This is a genomic window from Paenibacillus sp. FSL E2-0190 (assembly GCF_037992965.1).
Classification (GTDB): Bacteria; Bacillota; Bacilli; order Paenibacillales; family Paenibacillaceae; genus Paenibacillus_AQ; species Paenibacillus_AQ odorifer.
Genome location: NZ_CP150306.1, coordinates 4,030,515 through 4,047,075 on the forward strand (window position 1 = coordinate 4,030,515; position 16,561 = coordinate 4,047,075).

General features: G+C 43.4%; 13 protein-coding genes. 3 read left to right on the plus strand and 10 right to left on the minus strand.

Annotated elements, in window-relative coordinates:
• Together NST25_RS17775 and NST25_RS17780 are read right to left on the minus strand one after the other, a co-directional pair.
• Positions 1 to 834 (minus strand): hypothetical protein, encoded by an 834-nt coding sequence (locus tag NST25_RS17775; RefSeq protein WP_340392035.1) that lies wholly within the window; start codon positions 832 to 834, stop codon positions 1 to 3.
• Positions 835 to 926: 92 nt separating this feature from the next.
• Positions 927 to 2,510: a glycoside hydrolase family 43 protein gene (locus NST25_RS17780; RefSeq protein ID WP_340392036.1), complete on the minus strand. Its 1,584-nt coding sequence runs from the start codon at positions 2,508 to 2,510 to the stop codon at positions 927 to 929.
• 121 nt (positions 2,511 to 2,631) lie between these two features.
• On the opposite strand from NST25_RS17780, the gene NST25_RS17785 reads away from it, so the two are divergent.
• Positions 2,632 to 3,489, plus strand: a complete 858-nt coding sequence (locus NST25_RS17785; protein WP_076128265.1) for an AraC family transcriptional regulator — start codon at positions 2,632 to 2,634, stop codon at positions 3,487 to 3,489.
• A 7-nt stretch (positions 3,490 to 3,496) separates the two neighbouring features.
• Here the strand turns inward: NST25_RS17785 and NST25_RS17790 are convergent, their stop codons facing one another.
• Entirely contained in the window at positions 3,497 to 4,951 is a 1,455-nt protein-coding gene (locus NST25_RS17790) for a glycosyl hydrolase family 28 protein (RefSeq protein ID WP_340392037.1), read from the minus strand.
• A 212-nt stretch (positions 4,952 to 5,163) separates the two neighbouring features.
• Here NST25_RS17790 and NST25_RS17795 point away from each other — a divergent pair, with 212 nt between their 5' ends.
• Positions 5,164 to 6,270 (plus strand): glycoside hydrolase family 88 protein, encoded by a 1,107-nt coding sequence (locus NST25_RS17795; RefSeq protein ID WP_340392039.1) that lies wholly within the window; start codon positions 5,164 to 5,166, stop codon positions 6,268 to 6,270.
• 64 nt (positions 6,271 to 6,334) lie between these two features.
• On the opposite strand, the gene NST25_RS17800 is transcribed toward NST25_RS17795, so the two are convergent.
• From NST25_RS17800 to NST25_RS17830, 7 genes are all read right to left on the minus strand, one after another.
• Entirely contained in the window at positions 6,335 to 7,396 is a 1,062-nt protein-coding gene (locus tag NST25_RS17800) for a glycoside hydrolase family 76 protein (RefSeq protein ID WP_340392042.1), read from the minus strand.
• A gap of 12 nt (positions 7,397 to 7,408) precedes the next feature.
• Positions 7,409 to 8,464 (minus strand): glycoside hydrolase family 76 protein, encoded by a 1,056-nt coding sequence (locus tag NST25_RS17805; RefSeq protein ID WP_340392045.1) that lies wholly within the window; start codon positions 8,462 to 8,464, stop codon positions 7,409 to 7,411.
• A 33-nt stretch (positions 8,465 to 8,497) separates the two neighbouring features.
• The gene (locus NST25_RS17810) at positions 8,498 to 9,385 is read right to left on the minus strand and encodes a carbohydrate ABC transporter permease (RefSeq protein WP_076142466.1); all 888 of its coding nucleotides are present in this window, start codon (positions 9,383 to 9,385) and stop codon (positions 8,498 to 8,500) included.
• A 33-nt stretch (positions 9,386 to 9,418) separates the two neighbouring features.
• Entirely contained in the window at positions 9,419 to 10,306 is an 888-nt protein-coding gene (locus NST25_RS17815) for a sugar ABC transporter permease (protein WP_036688088.1), read from the minus strand.
• 64 nt (positions 10,307 to 10,370) lie between these two features.
• Positions 10,371 to 11,675, minus strand: coding sequence for an ABC transporter substrate-binding protein (locus NST25_RS17820; protein WP_340392048.1), 1,305 nt, complete (start codon positions 11,673 to 11,675; stop codon positions 10,371 to 10,373).
• A gap of 44 nt (positions 11,676 to 11,719) precedes the next feature.
• Positions 11,720 to 12,985 carry a glycoside hydrolase family 125 protein gene (locus NST25_RS17825; RefSeq protein ID WP_076302643.1) on the minus strand — a complete coding sequence of 422 codons (1,266 nt, stop codon included), beginning with the start codon at positions 12,983 to 12,985 and terminating at the stop codon, positions 11,720 to 11,722.
• A gap of 246 nt (positions 12,986 to 13,231) precedes the next feature.
• The gene (locus NST25_RS17830; protein WP_076278187.1) at positions 13,232 to 14,416 is read right to left on the minus strand and encodes a GntR family transcriptional regulator; all 1,185 of its coding nucleotides are present in this window, start codon (positions 14,414 to 14,416) and stop codon (positions 13,232 to 13,234) included.
• A gap of 384 nt (positions 14,417 to 14,800) precedes the next feature.
• On the opposite strand from NST25_RS17830, the gene NST25_RS17835 reads away from it, so the two are divergent.
• Positions 14,801 to 16,495: a M3 family oligoendopeptidase gene (locus tag NST25_RS17835; protein WP_036688094.1), complete on the plus strand. Its 1,695-nt coding sequence runs from the start codon at positions 14,801 to 14,803 to the stop codon at positions 16,493 to 16,495.
• The last annotated feature ends 66 nt before the right edge of the window (positions 16,496 to 16,561 follow it).

Genomic DNA, 16,561 nt, shown 5'->3' on the forward strand with positions numbered 1-16,561 from the left:
CTAAAATACTTTTGCAGCAATATAAACGGTTACACTATTGTAAAAACCATAAAGAGAACCATTGCTCCAGACGAAATTGCTAGGATCTGAAATTCCCGTATTTTGAGACGCTTGATGTCCATGTTTCTCTGACCATAGACCTGAGCTATTTTGAAGCATGAAGTGGTAATCTACGTTATCCTCAGGAATATCGACTTTACCATTACCATTTGAGTCGATCCATCCCACTCTTAGTGCAATTCGATGTTCATCGGAATTAATCGCTGCAGTTCGGCCCGGAAGTATCCGCCAACCCGGTTTAAAGTATAAAGGATTCGTATTGCCATCTTGAACCACAAGACCAGCAGTATAATACACGTTAGTAAAATAGGCAGGATCTCTGACATTTGAGACCCCGTCTCCATCACCAGGGTTGATTGCCCCTGGAAATCTTAAGGCATAACCATAACAGTTAATCCCATAACTATTTTCGGCTGTATACGGCCACGCATGACCATAAGTGGAAGCTAGAATTGCTTGCGGAGAATCAGGTTCAAAAGTAGGTGTTATTAGCTCCGGTGCTAACAATTCATTATTAATAAGATTGTCATCTGCCGGGGGTACAAAGCTTGATGACTCTTTGAGTTCTCCAACTGTAGTAACATTTCCTTGTGTGTCCACAATAATCGTATCGTCGCCCTTCCATTCTCCAACCCAAACCTTTTCCGGTCCAGAAGTTTGGACTTCTTTCAAATTACTCACGTCGACGTCGATGGGTGCGGCCATTGCAGCAGAGGACAGGGCCAGATTCAGCAAGAGCGTGCAGGTTAGTGCAACTTTATAAGTCTTTTTCAAAATCACAAACATCCCTTTCTATGTAAGATAAGTAAAAATTAACATTTTATCCTAAAATAGACTATGAAGAATGTTATGGCTTTTCCAAACCCCTATAAAGCTTTATATTCAAAATAGTCAAAATAAGCCGGCTTCGCTTGCTGATCCAAATCCTGAGCACATACCCCGACATAGGAACCGGTAAAGCCAAGCTTGCCGCCATATTCATCCGAAAGCGTACCAAAATCTAAGGGAGTACAGACAGCTGTCCAATTCACCCCGTCTGATGAAGCATAAAACAACAGATCACGTCCATGAATTTCCGCCTTTAGATAATAACGATCCCAATCTTTCACAGATAGCTGCATAGAGGAAATCTCATCGTATTTGCCACCTCTACACAGCACAACGCCCAAACTAGTTCCACGAATCTCATCTGCGGTAACACGCAAATAATAGTAATCACTGTCATCATAATAGAGGACTAACCCAGCCATTTGCAGGAAGCTATTCGGCTCGAATTCCAGACAGGTTGTAGCTAAGCATTCAAAATGTTGAATCGGCCGGGCAATTAAACTCTGATCATGCAGTGAAGCTAATGACTCTCTGCCGCGCAGACGAAGAAAACCCGGACGTTCCTTCAAGCTAACCCAAGATTCATCAAAAGGCACACGCAAGCTTTGGTAAGGAAATCCAAGAACCTCTCCATCAAATTCATCTCTGTTTGGCAGCTCCTCAAAAGTGAATATCGGCAGTTCAGGAGCCACGGTCTCCAATGCAGGCAGCTTCCCTCCGTGGGCCAATCGCAACCAGCCATCCTCTGTCCATTCACAACGTTGAATCGCAGTTTCCCGGCCTAACGGATTCATCGTTGACGTTCCCGGAATCGGGCGTGTGCATAAATGCGCCATGTACCAGTCCCCATTCTGAGTCTCTACGAGCGATCCGTGCCCTGCTTGCTGAAACGGGTAGGTCAGATCATGTGCCGTGGTCATAATCGGGAAATCCGGATCCGTCTCATAAGGACCTGTGAGGCTTCGGCTTCTAGCTAAGGTGACCATATGGTTGATGCCGGTGCCCCCTTCTGCTGTCAGCAAATAATAGTACCCATCCTTCTGGTACAATTGCGGACCTTCGGTCACTCCGATAGGTGTCCCTTTATAAATTTCATGGATAGGTCCCGTTAATTTGCCAGTCTCCGGGTCATATTGCTGCATAACGATGCCAGAGAAGTTATTGTGATTTTTACGGAAATCCCAACGCATATTAAGCAGCCATTTGGTCCCTTCCAGATCATGGAACAAAAATGGATCAAATCCGCTGCCATTAAGTCTAACCGGCTCACTCCACGGGCCCATGATATCCGTCGCTGTAATTAAATAATTATGCAGATCTTTATATACACTTTTGCGAGATTTCACATCTGTAAATAGCAGATAAAATACGCCTTGATCATAAGAAAGCGCGGGTGCCCAAATGGAACCAGAGCTTACGTTACCACGCAGATCTACTTGTGAGGCTTCTGTCAGCACACGTGAAATGGAATGCCAATGAACTAGATCCTTGGAATGATGAATTTCTACACCTGGAAACCATTCAAAAGTAGAGGTTGCGATATAATAATCATCCCCTACTCTAATAAAAGACGGATCTGGATGAAAACCTGCCAACACCGGATTAACAATTTTTTGCGTCATAATGTTACCCTCCACTACCGGATTTTTCATAGTTTAACGTATTTATTGTATCGCTTTCATAACGATTAAAGTTATAATGAGATATAAGAAAATGTTTGTATTTTGTCATCTTGGAGGGCCTATGAAGCAGCTGTTCGAACCTGTTGTTTTTGAAGAACATAAGACCTTGATTTGGGATTATAAAATATATACCGACGACTATTACAAAGGTTATTATCACTGGCATCAATGCTGTGAAGTCATGTTCGTGTATGGCGGACAAGGAAACGTTGTTGTGAATCAGCAGATGTACGATATTCGCAGGGGAATGTTATTCTTTTTCCAGCCCTATCAGCTGCACCGGATCTATTCTGAGGTTTCTCCCGAATGTCCTTTTGAACGAACCATCTTCTACATTGATCCACATGTTGCTGAACACCTGCTGGAGGGTTTTGCGAAAAGGAAGGCTTTATTCACAGCGCTTTGGCAAGGGAAAAATACACATTGTGCCTTTGATCTTAAGGATCACGTTGAGTCGGTGGAGTGGATTCTGGAGCAATATAATCACAATAAAAAAGTCAGTCTGACTGAGGATACCGAAGACATTTCACTGTTAATTCTTCAATTATTGAGCAATATAGGAACTGAAGATCAGCATGTATTCCAATCAGGAGAACGGCGAACCTTGCGTTATTCTGAGAAAATCATGAGTTTTATCGAAGAGCATTATCATGAGGAGGTTAATCTGGATCAGTTAGCTGAGGAGATTCACTTGTCCAAATCCTATATCTCCAGAATCTTTCATCAGGAAACCGGAGGAAGGCTTGTTGATTATCTGACTGCCCGCCGGATCAAACAGGCCTGCCGCTTGTTAGGAACGACAGACCTGCCTGTGGAGCAAATCGGAATCACTGTTGGTTTTCCAAATGCCTCATATTTCAATCAACTGTTCAAAAGAGTCCTAGGGACGACGCCATTAAAATATAGAAAAAGTAATTAGATCCAATCTACACAACCGTATTTTTTTCAGTAACGAAGAGTATATTTTTAGCAAAATGATTAATATCTATCAGCTCTGGGCGGGGGGCGTCCACCAATTCACCATTGATTTTTAAATTGACAAAGGTCACATTTTCAACAGCTCTCTCTTCGTCATATCCATAAATTCGTGAAGGGTTGGCCGTCCCGCTATAGCTGATGTCGCGAAATGTAATGTTCCGGATGCTTGTCCCCGGCTCTGGATTGTAATCCTTGTTATAGACCACCCGCACATCAATTAGCTGCCCCCGCTCAATACGCTCTACACGTATATTTTCATATAGAACATTACATACCCTATTTCGATCCCCGGCATTAATCGCCATTGCCCCCCAATAGTTCTCTTGCGGTTCGTGATGATTCAAGATATCAATATTTGCAAAAACAATAGACTCAATGGTGTCCCCGTTCCGTTCATGGTCCCCATGTGTACCAATCATTAATGGATGAGCGACATCCGCCCACAGAATGGAATCACGAACGCTAATATTACGGGTATCCCCATAAAAATCCCATCTCGAGCCGTAAATAGCAATACAATCATCCGAATTACGCATAAAAACATCCCGGATTCTAACCTCGGAACTAGACATAATATCAATGCCATCAGACCACCCCCGAGTGCTAAACGATTTGAAATTATCAATCACAATCTGCTCAGACTGCCCGATGAAAATGCTGTAATGTGGCGGATCAATCACGGTAATACCTTCCACATTTATGGATCGCGAAAAAATAATTCGTATCCCTCGAAAGGCCGAGAATCGATGAAAATCCGCAAGATAAATTATACCGCGACCACGAATGGATACATCATGAACTCCCTCGCATACCAAGGAACCTACAAGCACTGAACCTCCGGCAAGATACACCGTGGTTTCCGAAGGGACCGGCAATACTGTTTCTTCTATATAATGTGTGCCTGGAGCGAAATAAAGCACCTTCCTTTTTTCACGAGGATCAGCAGCGGCATTATCCAGCAGCCGTAAAAGATCAGGTTTCCGGTGTATACCCGGTTGGACTACTAGAACATTAGCATCCTCTGGTTGAGGGGCATCCTTCTCCTTAGGGTTAGCAAATAAATGCAGATTCCGAAAAATATCACCGTTGATCTCAATCGATAACTTTTGCGGACCTGTTAGCTTAAACAAAATGGTATTTCCATGATATTCGTAAGAGATCCCTCGCGAAGCCGGAGCAATGTTCACACAATCAATCTCCGTATAAAGACAGGTGACTTCAACTTCTACTGTACCTTCCAGATCAAAATAAGCCATGGATGCAGGACGCACCTCATGCATATCTACCTTAACCTCGTAAATAAACAAGCTATGCCATTCTCCTTCAGGCTGCCGTACTCTAACCTTATAATCCTCACGTCCCGGGATATCTTTAGGTGCTTTATATACTTGTAAATCATCCACTTTACCATCCTCCTGTTCATTTCGATTGTATCGCTTCCAACACCGATAAAGTTTTAATGTGTTATGCAGAAATGTTTGTATTTTGTCAGTTTTAAATTATAAGCCAACTTCAACATGACAATAATCAAACATTTCCTTATATCAAAACACAACTTTCCTGAGCTTTAGAAAGCTATACTCATAACATCCTAATTACACTGGAGGCAATAATAATGACAAGCCCTTATTGGCAGGAAATCATGGGTAGACTTGATACAAAAGTGGAACGTATGGTAGAGCAGATCGGTGACAAGTGCCCGCATTTCGCCGGGAAAGATGGCAAATTTGATGATATCGGTTCAGACTGGTGGACTACAGGGTTCTGGCCTGGACTCCTCTGGATCATGCATGATATGACCGGAAAAGATCTTTACAAGGTGGCTGCTTGGCATTGGGACGGTACCTTGGAGGAATGGTTTGTTAAACCAACGGTTGAGATGCATCACGATGTGGGATTCCAATTCCTTCCGACAGCTGTAATCAAACATACAATTACAGGTGACGAAGATGCCCTGCGCAGAGGAATTGAAGCTGCGAATTTCCTCGCTGCCCGCTATAATCCTGTAGGCAAATTCATCCGCGCATGGAATGAAGATAAATACGGCTGGGTAATTATCGACTGTATGTTAAATATCTCCCTGCTGTTCTGGGCCAGCAAAGTGACAGGTGATCCCCGCTATAAGCATATTGCAATTAGCCACGCCGAAACGACAATGCAATATGGCATACGTGAGGATGGATCCACCAAACATATTATTTCTTTTGACGCAGAGACAGGTGCTTATCTTGAGAATTTTGGCGGTCAAGGCTACTCGGCTGAATCCTCTTGGAGCCGAGGAACAGCTTGGGGATTGTACGGCTTTATCAATACTTATCGCCACACTGGTGATGAACGTTTCCTGAACACTGCTAAGCGGATCGCACATTATTTCATCTCTGCTTTGCCTGAGGATCAAGTCCCTTATTGGGATTTCCGCCTAGAGGATGATACCCGGATGTTCCGAGATAGCTCCGCAGCCTCTATAGCCGCTTCAGGATTATTAGAGCTTGCAGATATCGTACCCTTAGGCGAAAAAAGTCTATATGCAAATGCAGCGGAGCGAATTCTGCGCTCACTGACGGAAAATTACGCAACCTGGGAGCTGCCGGAGCATGAAGCGATTTTATTGCACGGAACTGGCAGTGGCAATTCCTTCATTGATGTATCCCTGATCTATGGAGACTACTATTATATCGAGGCTATCGCTAAATTAAATGGCTGGAAACATCGGATATTTTAATTGCAGATAGTTAATTTAAACAACAAAAAGACACCTCTCTTGAGGTGTCTTTATATATTTCAGGCTATTCGTTCACCAGTGCCGCAGCACCCTCCAGAAGCATCAAGCCGCTGAGTTGAATACTCAGCTGAACCGGAAGCTCCGGTTTCACTTCCCACGATGAACTGCACAGACCCAGTTGTTTATCCAGACCTTTTTCCCACAACTGCATTGCATTGGCCAATATAACCTCGCGAATACGGATATTTACAGGAGATATTTTACAGAGCTGAACCAAATAACGAATCAGAATGCCCTTGAACAATCCAGTATCATCAATGCCTTCATCAGGCAACATCAGATTAATTGGATCGCATAACCGATCAATACATGTATTAGCCGTTCGATTCGCATCTTCTAAGTAATGAACATCACCCGTATTCTTGTAAAGCTCTAGGCCAGCGCCTAGAAACACCCCCTGACAGTAAGTAAACTCCCAATCGTAATCGATCTGGCCATCCCCGAGTCTATTCATCCCATCCCACACAAAACCAGTCGTAGAATCCATCAAATATATCTTGTTCCATTCATAGATACGGAGCGCCCACTCCAGATCCTCTTGCTTATGAAAAAGTTCATATAACCGGGCTGCAAGAATGACGGCAGGTGCATTGGCAGGTGTGTTTTTATAATCTAGCTGATCCTTCTTCCACGCCAGACCTCCACCCAACTGTTCATTCCAAGCCGTCTTAATATCCTCCCATAGATTAAGCACAGCACTTAAATAGGCTTCATGTCCTGTTACCCGATAAGCACGCAGCAACGCCAATGCTGTCCATTCCATATCATCATAGTAATTATGCCTGAAAGTCCCCCCGTTATAAGCTTGCAGACTCTGACTTAGCTCCTTAATTTTCAAGGAATACACAGGATCTCCACTACGCTCATAACCATCTACTAAAATATCAATGACATGAGCCTGCCACCAATAATAAAAGTTTTCCCCCGCAACGTTGTACGCTCTGGGATACCATTGGTTCATGATCCCCGTCTCAGCATTATAATAATTACGTAGTAGACATTGTTGGAACCACTCGGACTTTTCCTGCCAACTGACTGCTTCTATGGCTTCCTTTGCTTGTGTCATTAAGAACTCACCTCAACCCTGTTCTTTAGTTAATTCAGCCATCTTCTCCAGCAGCTTGATCGCACTAAGCTGGGAGCTGAGCTGAATCACACCAGCGGAAGTCGAAGTCCAATCTGTGCCAAACAACACTTTATCCTCTGACTTTCCTTGTTCCCAGAGACATTCTGCATTCGTTCGCAGGAAATCTACAGCTTTAACTGCTGCGGAATCAGCTTTGACCCATTCAGCTGTATAGCGAATCAGGATTCCTTTAAACAGTCCCGCATCACCATTTCCTTCATCTGGCAGCACACCTCCCTCAGAGTCAGCAAGTTCATGGGCTGCGGCGGCAAAGGTTAGACGAGCATCCTCTAAATATTCCTGCTCTTTAGTGATACGGTACAGTTCAACTGCTGCGCCAATGAAAACACCTTGGTTGTAGGAGTATTTCCAATCTTTATCGATCTTTCCATCGCCAGTGCGATTCATGCCATCCCATACAAAACCCGTTGCCGGATCTACTAGATGCTCTTTTTGCCATCTGTATATTTTTAACGCCCATTCAAGATTGCCAGCTTCACCAAAAGCTTGATACAAACGAGCCGCCAGTATAGCTGCTGGTGCATTGGCAGGTGTATTTTTATAATCCAACTGTGACTTCTGCCAAGCGATCCCACCACCCATATGCTCGTTCCAGCCTGTCTGAATGTCTTCCCATAAAAGAAGGGCTGTATCTTTATAACCTTCCACTCCTGTTGCTTGATAAGCACGAAGCCACGCGAGAGCCATCCATTCCATATCATCATACAACTCATTTGGCCACATACCACCATTTCGTTGTAGCAGACCTTCATGAAGTGCGGAAAGCCTTTTGGCATACCAGTTCTCTCCAGTCCGCTGTAGTCCATCTACCAATACATCCACAGCATGGGCCATCCACCAATAATGAAAAATCGTGTTGCATTCTCCATTTGGACAAGGTGTTTCTATATTGTACATTTTGATCGCTTCATTCCAGAAGAATGAATCCAATGCAGCTTGTGCTTGATTCGCCCGTTCCTCCCAAATCCCTATCTCCAATTGATTCATATAGACTCTCTCCCTGGTTCGATTTTTATTGCATTAACCCTTAATACCACTGAAGGCTATCCCCTGTACAAAATAACGCTGAAGCGCTAAAAACAACACCAATATCGGCAAGATTGCTACTAGCGCTCCAGCCATCATTGGACCGTAGTCTGTTTGAAAATTATAAGAAAAAGCTTGAAGTCCCATCTGAATCGTTGCTTTGTCGGGATCATTCAGCACAATCATTGGCCATAAGAAACTGTTCCAGCCCGCTTGGAAGGTAAAGATACTTAAAGTAGCCAGCGCTGGTTTAGTCAACGGCAAATATATCCGCCAAAATATTTTAAACTCTCCACAGCCTTCGATCCGGGCCATTTCCATCATGTCACTAGGTAAGGTGAGAAAGAATTGCCGCATGAAGAACACAGCAAAGGTTCCAGAAGCGCCCGGAAGAATAATGCCCCAGAATGAGTTCATCAGCCCGTTACCCCCGCTACCAAAAATATCATTTCCTCCAAAAAGAGGAATATGGCGCATGACATAAACCGTGGGGATCATCGTCACAATGCCTGGTATCATCATCGCCGCAAGCAGCACGCGGAATATCGGCTTATTGAGCTTAAAATTCAATTTTGCGAACGCATAACCACTGATAGAACCAAAGAACAGATTCGCCAATACACCCGCTACTGCAAGTACAAGCGAATTCCAGAAATAGAGCGCAAACGGAACCGTAGTAAATGCCTTACGATAGTGTTCTAAGGTCAAATGTGAAGGAAACCACCGGATGGGCATGGCGAAGATCTCTTCGTCAGGCTTCAAGGATGTAAGAACACTCCAATAAAAAGGTAGAAACATTACAATAGCAATAACTATGCACACTATATAATAGATAGATTTGCTTAAGCTTCTTTTTAATAACGAACTTCCGCTAGTATCCATACCTCTATCCCCCTTCTGCATGGCAAGCCCGGCTTATACAATGGACTCCTCCGCCTTTGTGATCCGCATGTTTATTAGTGAGAAAATGAGAATCGCCACAGCAAGCACAAATGCTTGTGCAGACGCATACCCCATTTGCAATTGATTAAAGCCCTGCTGATAGATCAGATAAACTGGAGTCTTTGTCATATTCGCCGGACCCCCCTGCGTCAGCACAAAAGCTTGGTCGAACAACTGCAACGCACCAATGATTGACATCGTACTGACAAGAAAGGTTGTTGGTCGCAGCTGCGGCCAAGTAATAAACCGGAAACAAGCCAGCTTATTAGCACCGTCCAGCCGTGCAGATTCATACAAATAGTCGGGCACGCCCTGCAGACCTGCCAAGTAGATAATCATATTAGAACCTACCGATTGCCAGAGGGTAAGCATAATAATGGATAACATCGCTGTTCGGGTCTCGGATAACCAAGCTGGACCCGTAATCCCAACATAAGACAACAATCCGTTAACCAAACCAAATTCAGGATGCAAAAGCCAGATCCAAACGGTAGCAGCAGCAACGGCGGATGTAAGGGTAGGCAGATAATTCAATGTGCGGAACAACTTTACCCCACGCCAGGATCGACTAAGCAGAATCCCGAGGAGAAGCGAAATCAGAATATTAAATGGAACGAAAATGATGGAATACAGAAATACATTTCGGAATGTTTTCCATAACAAACTGTCCTCTATCAAACGGCGATAGTTATCAAAACCGATCCAATCGTTTCTACTAAGTACATCGTAGTTGGTAAAGCTTAAATATAGCGCCATTACCACAGGGATGACTGTGAATACTGTAAACAGCAATACCGTGGGTGTAATAAACAGATAAGCCGTCCGTGCCTGATGTTTCTCTAGCTTTCTGATGGAAGCCATTTCAGCTACCCCCTCCTAAGCAAAAGGGAGGCGAAACCTCCCTTCACTTCAAATGTCTTACTTATTATTTCACTCCTTCATTATCCTTCAGCATTTTGTCGCCCTCTTCTTGCGATTTCTTCAAGGTCTCATCAATACTCATCTTGTTTTGCTGGTTAAGCTGCAAATTAGGGGCCAAAGCATCAGTCTCCATCACGGAATATCCAGGATGGTTCGGACGAACCTTGGCGAACTCCAACGTTTCCAGAAACGGCTGCCACTTTGGATCATCCTTGAAAAATGGATCTTCCATCGATGGCTTATAACCCGGCAGGTTTAGACTCGTCTTTGCCCAGAGCAACGCGTTATCCTTGTTCGCTGTCCACCATTTGATGAACTCCCATGCTTCTTCCTTATGTTTGGAGCCTTCTGGAATCACTAGCCCAAATCCACCCATGACACTACCTTTATCACCATTTGGTCCGGCTGGAGGAGGAACGATTCCATAATCCAGGTCTTTACCATATTTGTTATAGGTGCTGAGCATCCACGGACCGGAATACAGCATAGCCACTTTACCTGTGACAAAAGCATCTTGCCCTTCACCAAGTCCAAGTTCGAACCCTACTTTATACACTTTGTCCTTGTTCATTAGGCGATCCCAGAACTCAAGCACCTGCTTGCCCTGCTCATTATTAAAATTGGTCTTTCCATCCTCTGTAAGCATGGTGCCGCCAGCCTGTTGGAGATACATATTAAAAAGTCCCAAATCTCCCATAGAAAAACCTGCAGTCTCCAATTTATTGCCATTCCATTTCGTTAGCTTCGTAGCCGCTGCCTCTAACTCACCCCAAGTTGTTGGAGGCTGAAGTCCTGCCTCTGCGAGCAGCTTCTTATTATAGAAAAGAGCACGGGCATCTACTGTAAGCGGCAGCCCATATAATTTATCATCGTATGAAAGCTCCCGTAGGGATTCACTGTAGAAATCATCTTCGGAAATTCCGTCACGCGTTAAGTATTCATCCACCGGATGCAGTACATTTTTCGGGGCATACAGCGAAGTTCTCCAACGGTCCCAAAACAGTACATCAGGAGTGCCGCCATTGGTCGCAGAAGTTAGGAATTTCGTGATCATATCCTGTTGCAGCACATATTTTACGTGAATTTTATCCTGCGATTTATTAAAAGCATCCACCATGGTCTCGAATTGCTTCTGCCCCTCACCGCCCCAATCTCCCCAGAAGGTAAGCTCTGTCTTTTTCCCGGTACTGCTCCCAGCTTTGCTTGTGTTTCCGGTCTCTTTGTCCGCAGATCCGTTATTACCACCGCAGCCCGCAGCAAGTGCAGTAGTCATTACCAAAACAATTGAGGTAACCAGCCATTTTTTCATGTTCTCTATCCCCTTTAGAGTCGATTATTCAAACCTTGTTGGTCTCATCCGCGCTTAATCTGCTTACCGCAGCGCATGAGTACAAGCTCACAGAACATCATGTTTGCCCAAGAGAACCATGGACGTGTAAATTCATCAGGATTATCCACATAAAACCCTTCATGCATAAATCCAGTTCCTGCATCCGTCTTCTCCAGCAGATGAAGTAAGGCTTCCTGTTCCTCAAAGCGGGTAGATGTCATTCCCTGCATCGCTAAAGCTATGGGCCAGATATACCGATTTGGCGTATGCGGACTTCCAATGCCAGCAGCCGCTTTTCCTGCGAAAAAATAAGGATTAGTGCTACTTAAAATAAGTTCACGGGTATTTTTATAAATAGGATCATCAGCAGTCACATAACCCAAATAAGGGATAGAGAGTAGACTAGGTACATTTGCATCATCCATAAAATTCACCTGTCCCAGACCATCTACTTCATAAGCATAGACCGCTCCAAACTCTGGATGTTCTACAATTCCATACTCACTTATTCCCTTATTAAGCTGGTCAGATAGTTTTCTAGCTTTCTTTTCCAGCTCCTGATCACCTAAAATCTCACGGGCAATTTCACACACATATCGTAAAACAACCACCGCGAACATATTGGCCGGAACCAAATACCCATATTCACAGGCATCGTCACTAGGACGAAATCCAGACCAAGTCATTCCGGTATAAGCCGTCAACGTCCCTTTGCCTTCTCGAGCTAACGTATCCGTGGGCGGACAGTTCATCCGTTGAAAAAGATATTTTGAATCGCGCTCATGGTTCTGTTCGGTAGTCCATAATGTTATGATTCTTTCTACGCCTGTTACAAACGACTCATTAAACTGACTAGTACGGCCCGAATTCTTCCAGAGCAGATAACTCAGTTGGATTGGATAACATAACGAATCAATTTCATATTTTCTTTCCCAGACTCCCGGGCTCATCTCCGTCAGATCCTCTTGGTGGCCATGCCCACTTTCTTCTTCATTGAATGCGTTAGCATATGGATCAAGCTGGATGTAAGTAAATTGTCTACGTACAAGTCCCTCAATCATGTCTGCAATTTCTTCATCTTCGGAGGCAAGGATTAGGAAAGGTCTGACCTGTGCGGCGGAATCCCGTAGCCACATCGCTGGAATATCTCCGGTAATAACAAAAGTGCTTCCGTTTGGCATTCGTTTTAAGGTTGTGTTCCAGGTGTTGGCCATACATTTCTCGAACATTTCGGCTAATTTCGGGCGATCACTCAGCTGTGCTTTTACGCTAGATGCCAGTTTATGCATCGACTCGGGTATTTCTCTAGTTGCTTTCAGTTATAATACCCCCTTTTTCTTTTTAACTTTGAAGCGCTTTCACTGATTAGTATATTGTCATGTGATTAGTATGTCAATATGTTTATTTTATTATAATGATATATCAATACATCTATAATGATAAATACATATCTAAAACAAATAAAAAAACCCATCCAAAAAGATAGGTTTTTATAACAACTAATATATGTTTAATTTGGAGAATAAGCCAAAATTCTATTTAGAGATAGATTGTTTAGCGGAGCTTGTGGATTCACCAGAAATCAACTGAGCTTCCAGCATTATCTTATTGGACACACTCTGCCCGTTCATAATTCGCAATACATTTTCTACTGCAAGCCGCCCCATCTCTTCTTCATTTTGCCGTAAATGGGTAAATGCATAACCCGAACCAAGTGGAGTTGGCGGACTATCAAAGCAAATGATCGAAATATCTTCTGGAATTCGTAGCCCAAGTCGTTGGACCGCAGTTCTAGCCAGCAGCGCAATATTATATTCCACAGCAAAAAGCGCCGTTATTGTTGGATTCTTTTGCAAATGAGAAATTAGCCGCGAAATGTCATGTTCAATATTCTCATCGTTGAAGGAATCCGGTAGTGTTGAGGTCAAATCGCTGACCCACAATCCCTTGTCTACAGCTATTCCCCGTTCCGCATGCGCTTGAATAAATCCCTCTACCCGCTCTTCAAGAGCTGTGGTATCCGCTGGAGGTGGAGAGAGAAAGGAGATATGAGTATGCCCGAGATCAAATAAATACTCCGTACCTTTGAGTGCAGCCTGCATATTATCAGTACTGATTGATGCTGCTGCCACTCCTTTTAAATGGCGATCTACCAGAACTAGCGGGAACCGCCCTATCACCAATTTTAGAATCTCCGCATTAAAAAATTCGCCTTGAGCCGGAAAAATGATCAGACCATCTACACCTAAGCTGAGCAACTTCTGAATAGATTTCTCTTCGTTCTCCGGCACCCCAAACGTTCTTCTTAAAACCAGAAAACAATCATTATCACGTGAAGCCTGCTCCATGCCATAAATTAAGCCTGTGCCATAGCTGTTGCCAAAGTCGGTAATAACCAGACCGATCGTCTTTTCCTCATGGTTAAAGGAATTGAAAACAGTTCCGTCGGAGACCGTCCCCGGAGATATCGCTGATTCCATGTAATCGACTGCTGGATCTGCCACAAATGAACCTCTCCCCGGTTTTCTCACAATTAATTGTTCCGCGGCGAGCATTTCCAGAGCTTTTTTACTCGTAATCCGACTAACATTATAGGCTTCAGCCAGTTCTTTCTCAGAGGGAACCCGTTCCCCTTGTCCATAGGATTTATTAACGATAAGCTGCTTCACTTCATCAAATATTTTTTCATACATCGGTTTGGATGATGTTGTCTCACTCATGACTTTCGTTATCTCCTGACTCTAATTTTTTTCATCTTATACATAATAATATATCATGATATATTAAGTTTGTCGACAGTTGTGCGGCTACAGCAAAAAAAGAGGGAGGAAGGATGTAAAGTGGAAAAATACAAAACTTCGTATATAAACAGAGATAACCCGTATTCAGTGAATGCTGGTTAAATAAAGGCTAAGTAATCGCTATAAATATCATTTCTACTATATTCTTAGATAATATCAAACCGTATTTCATCTAACAAGTTTTTACACTTTTGTCCATTTGTTCTTTTTTTATTCAAAAACAGCTAACACAGGTCTATCGTAAATTGCTGTTCAGAATATATAATAGAGACTATCTGGTATAGAAAGGAAGTTGAATAGTTAATGAAATTTAATGATTATCGCTATGAGCGCCCGGATGTAGAGAAGTTCAAACAGGATTTTAACAACCTGCTTAAAGATCTCAATGACACCGAGCCATTAGAAGTGCAAAAGGCTTCCGTTACCGCTATTAACAAGCTTCGCAATGAGTTTGACACCCTGCAGACATTGGTTAGCGTTCGCCATTCGATCAATACAACAGATGAATTCTACAAGGCTGAACAGGAATTCATGGACGAGATTGGCCCTATCGTTCAGGAATACATAACGGACTACTACAAAGCACTCGTCAATTCCAAATACAGAGCCGAATTCGAACAAGAATGGGGCACGCAGCTGCTTCAGCTTGCAGAAGTAGCTCTGCGTACTTTTAGTCCAGAAATCATCGAAGATTTACAATTGGAGAACAAACTCTCTACAGAATACGCTCAGCTTATCGCGTCCGCCAAGATTCCATTCGAAGGCGAAGAACGCACGCTGACTCAGCTTACTCCTTTTGAATTGTCCACGGACCGCGATATGCGTAAACGTGCTTCACAAGCCAGATATGATTTTATGTCTGAACATGAAAGTGAATTTGATCGAATCTATGACGAGCTAGTTAAAGTCCGTGACCGCATTGCTAAAAAGCTTGGTTACAGCAACTTTGTTGAGCTAGGTTATGACCGGATGATGCGTACCGATTATAACGCCGACATGGTAGCCAACTTCCGGAAACAAGTTCTGGAGCATATCGTACCCGTCTCCCAACAGCTTAAGAAACGGCAGACTGAACGCCTAGGTCTGGATGCCTTGAAGTTTTATGACGAGAACTTCAGCTTCAAGACTGGCAATGCCACTCCTAAAGGAGATCCTGACTGGATTGTAGCTAACGGATCCAAGATGTACAAAGAGCTCTCTCCGGAAACTGATGAATTTTTTACTTTTATGTTGGATAACAATCTAGTGGATTTAGTAAGTAAAAAAGGTAAGCAAGGCGGTGGCTATTGTACTTATTTCAGCCAATACCAAGCACCTTTTATCTTCTCGAATTTCAATGGAACCTCAGGGGATATTGATGTCTTGACCCATGAAGTGGGGCATGCCTTCCAGGTGTATGAAAGCCGAAATATTAATGTACCTGAATATGCTTTTCCTACTTATGAAGCCTGTGAGATCCATTCCATGAGCATGGAGTTTTTTGCTTGGCCATGGATGGAATTGTTCTTTGAAGAGGATGCAGACAAATACCGTTTCAATCATTTGGCAGATAGCCTTCAGTTTATTCCTTACGGAGTTACTGTAGATGAATTCCAGCATTTTGTTTACAGCAATCCTGAAGCAACCCCTGCTGAACGTAAGCAAGCATGGCGAGAAATCGAGAAAAAATATTTGCCGCACCGCAATTATGAAGGTAATGCTTATCTGGAACAAGGTGGATTTTGGCATAAGCAAGGCCATATCTTCGCCTCCCCGTTCTATTACATTGACTATACACTAGCACAGCTATGTGCCTTCCAGTTCTGGAAACGTTCAAATGAAGATTTTAAATCCGCTTGGAGTGATTATTTAGAGTTATGTCAAGCTGGAGGAAGCAAATCCTTTATCAAGCTGGTTGAACTTGCGGGCCTGACTTCACCTTTTGAAGATGGCTGCATTAGTTCGGTCATTGGAGAGATTGAAAGCTGGTTAAACAGCATTAATGATAAAGAACTTTAATAATACCTTGCAGTACCGATAAAAAAGCAATCCCTGCTTCTTAGCTGGGATTGCTTTATTTTCATA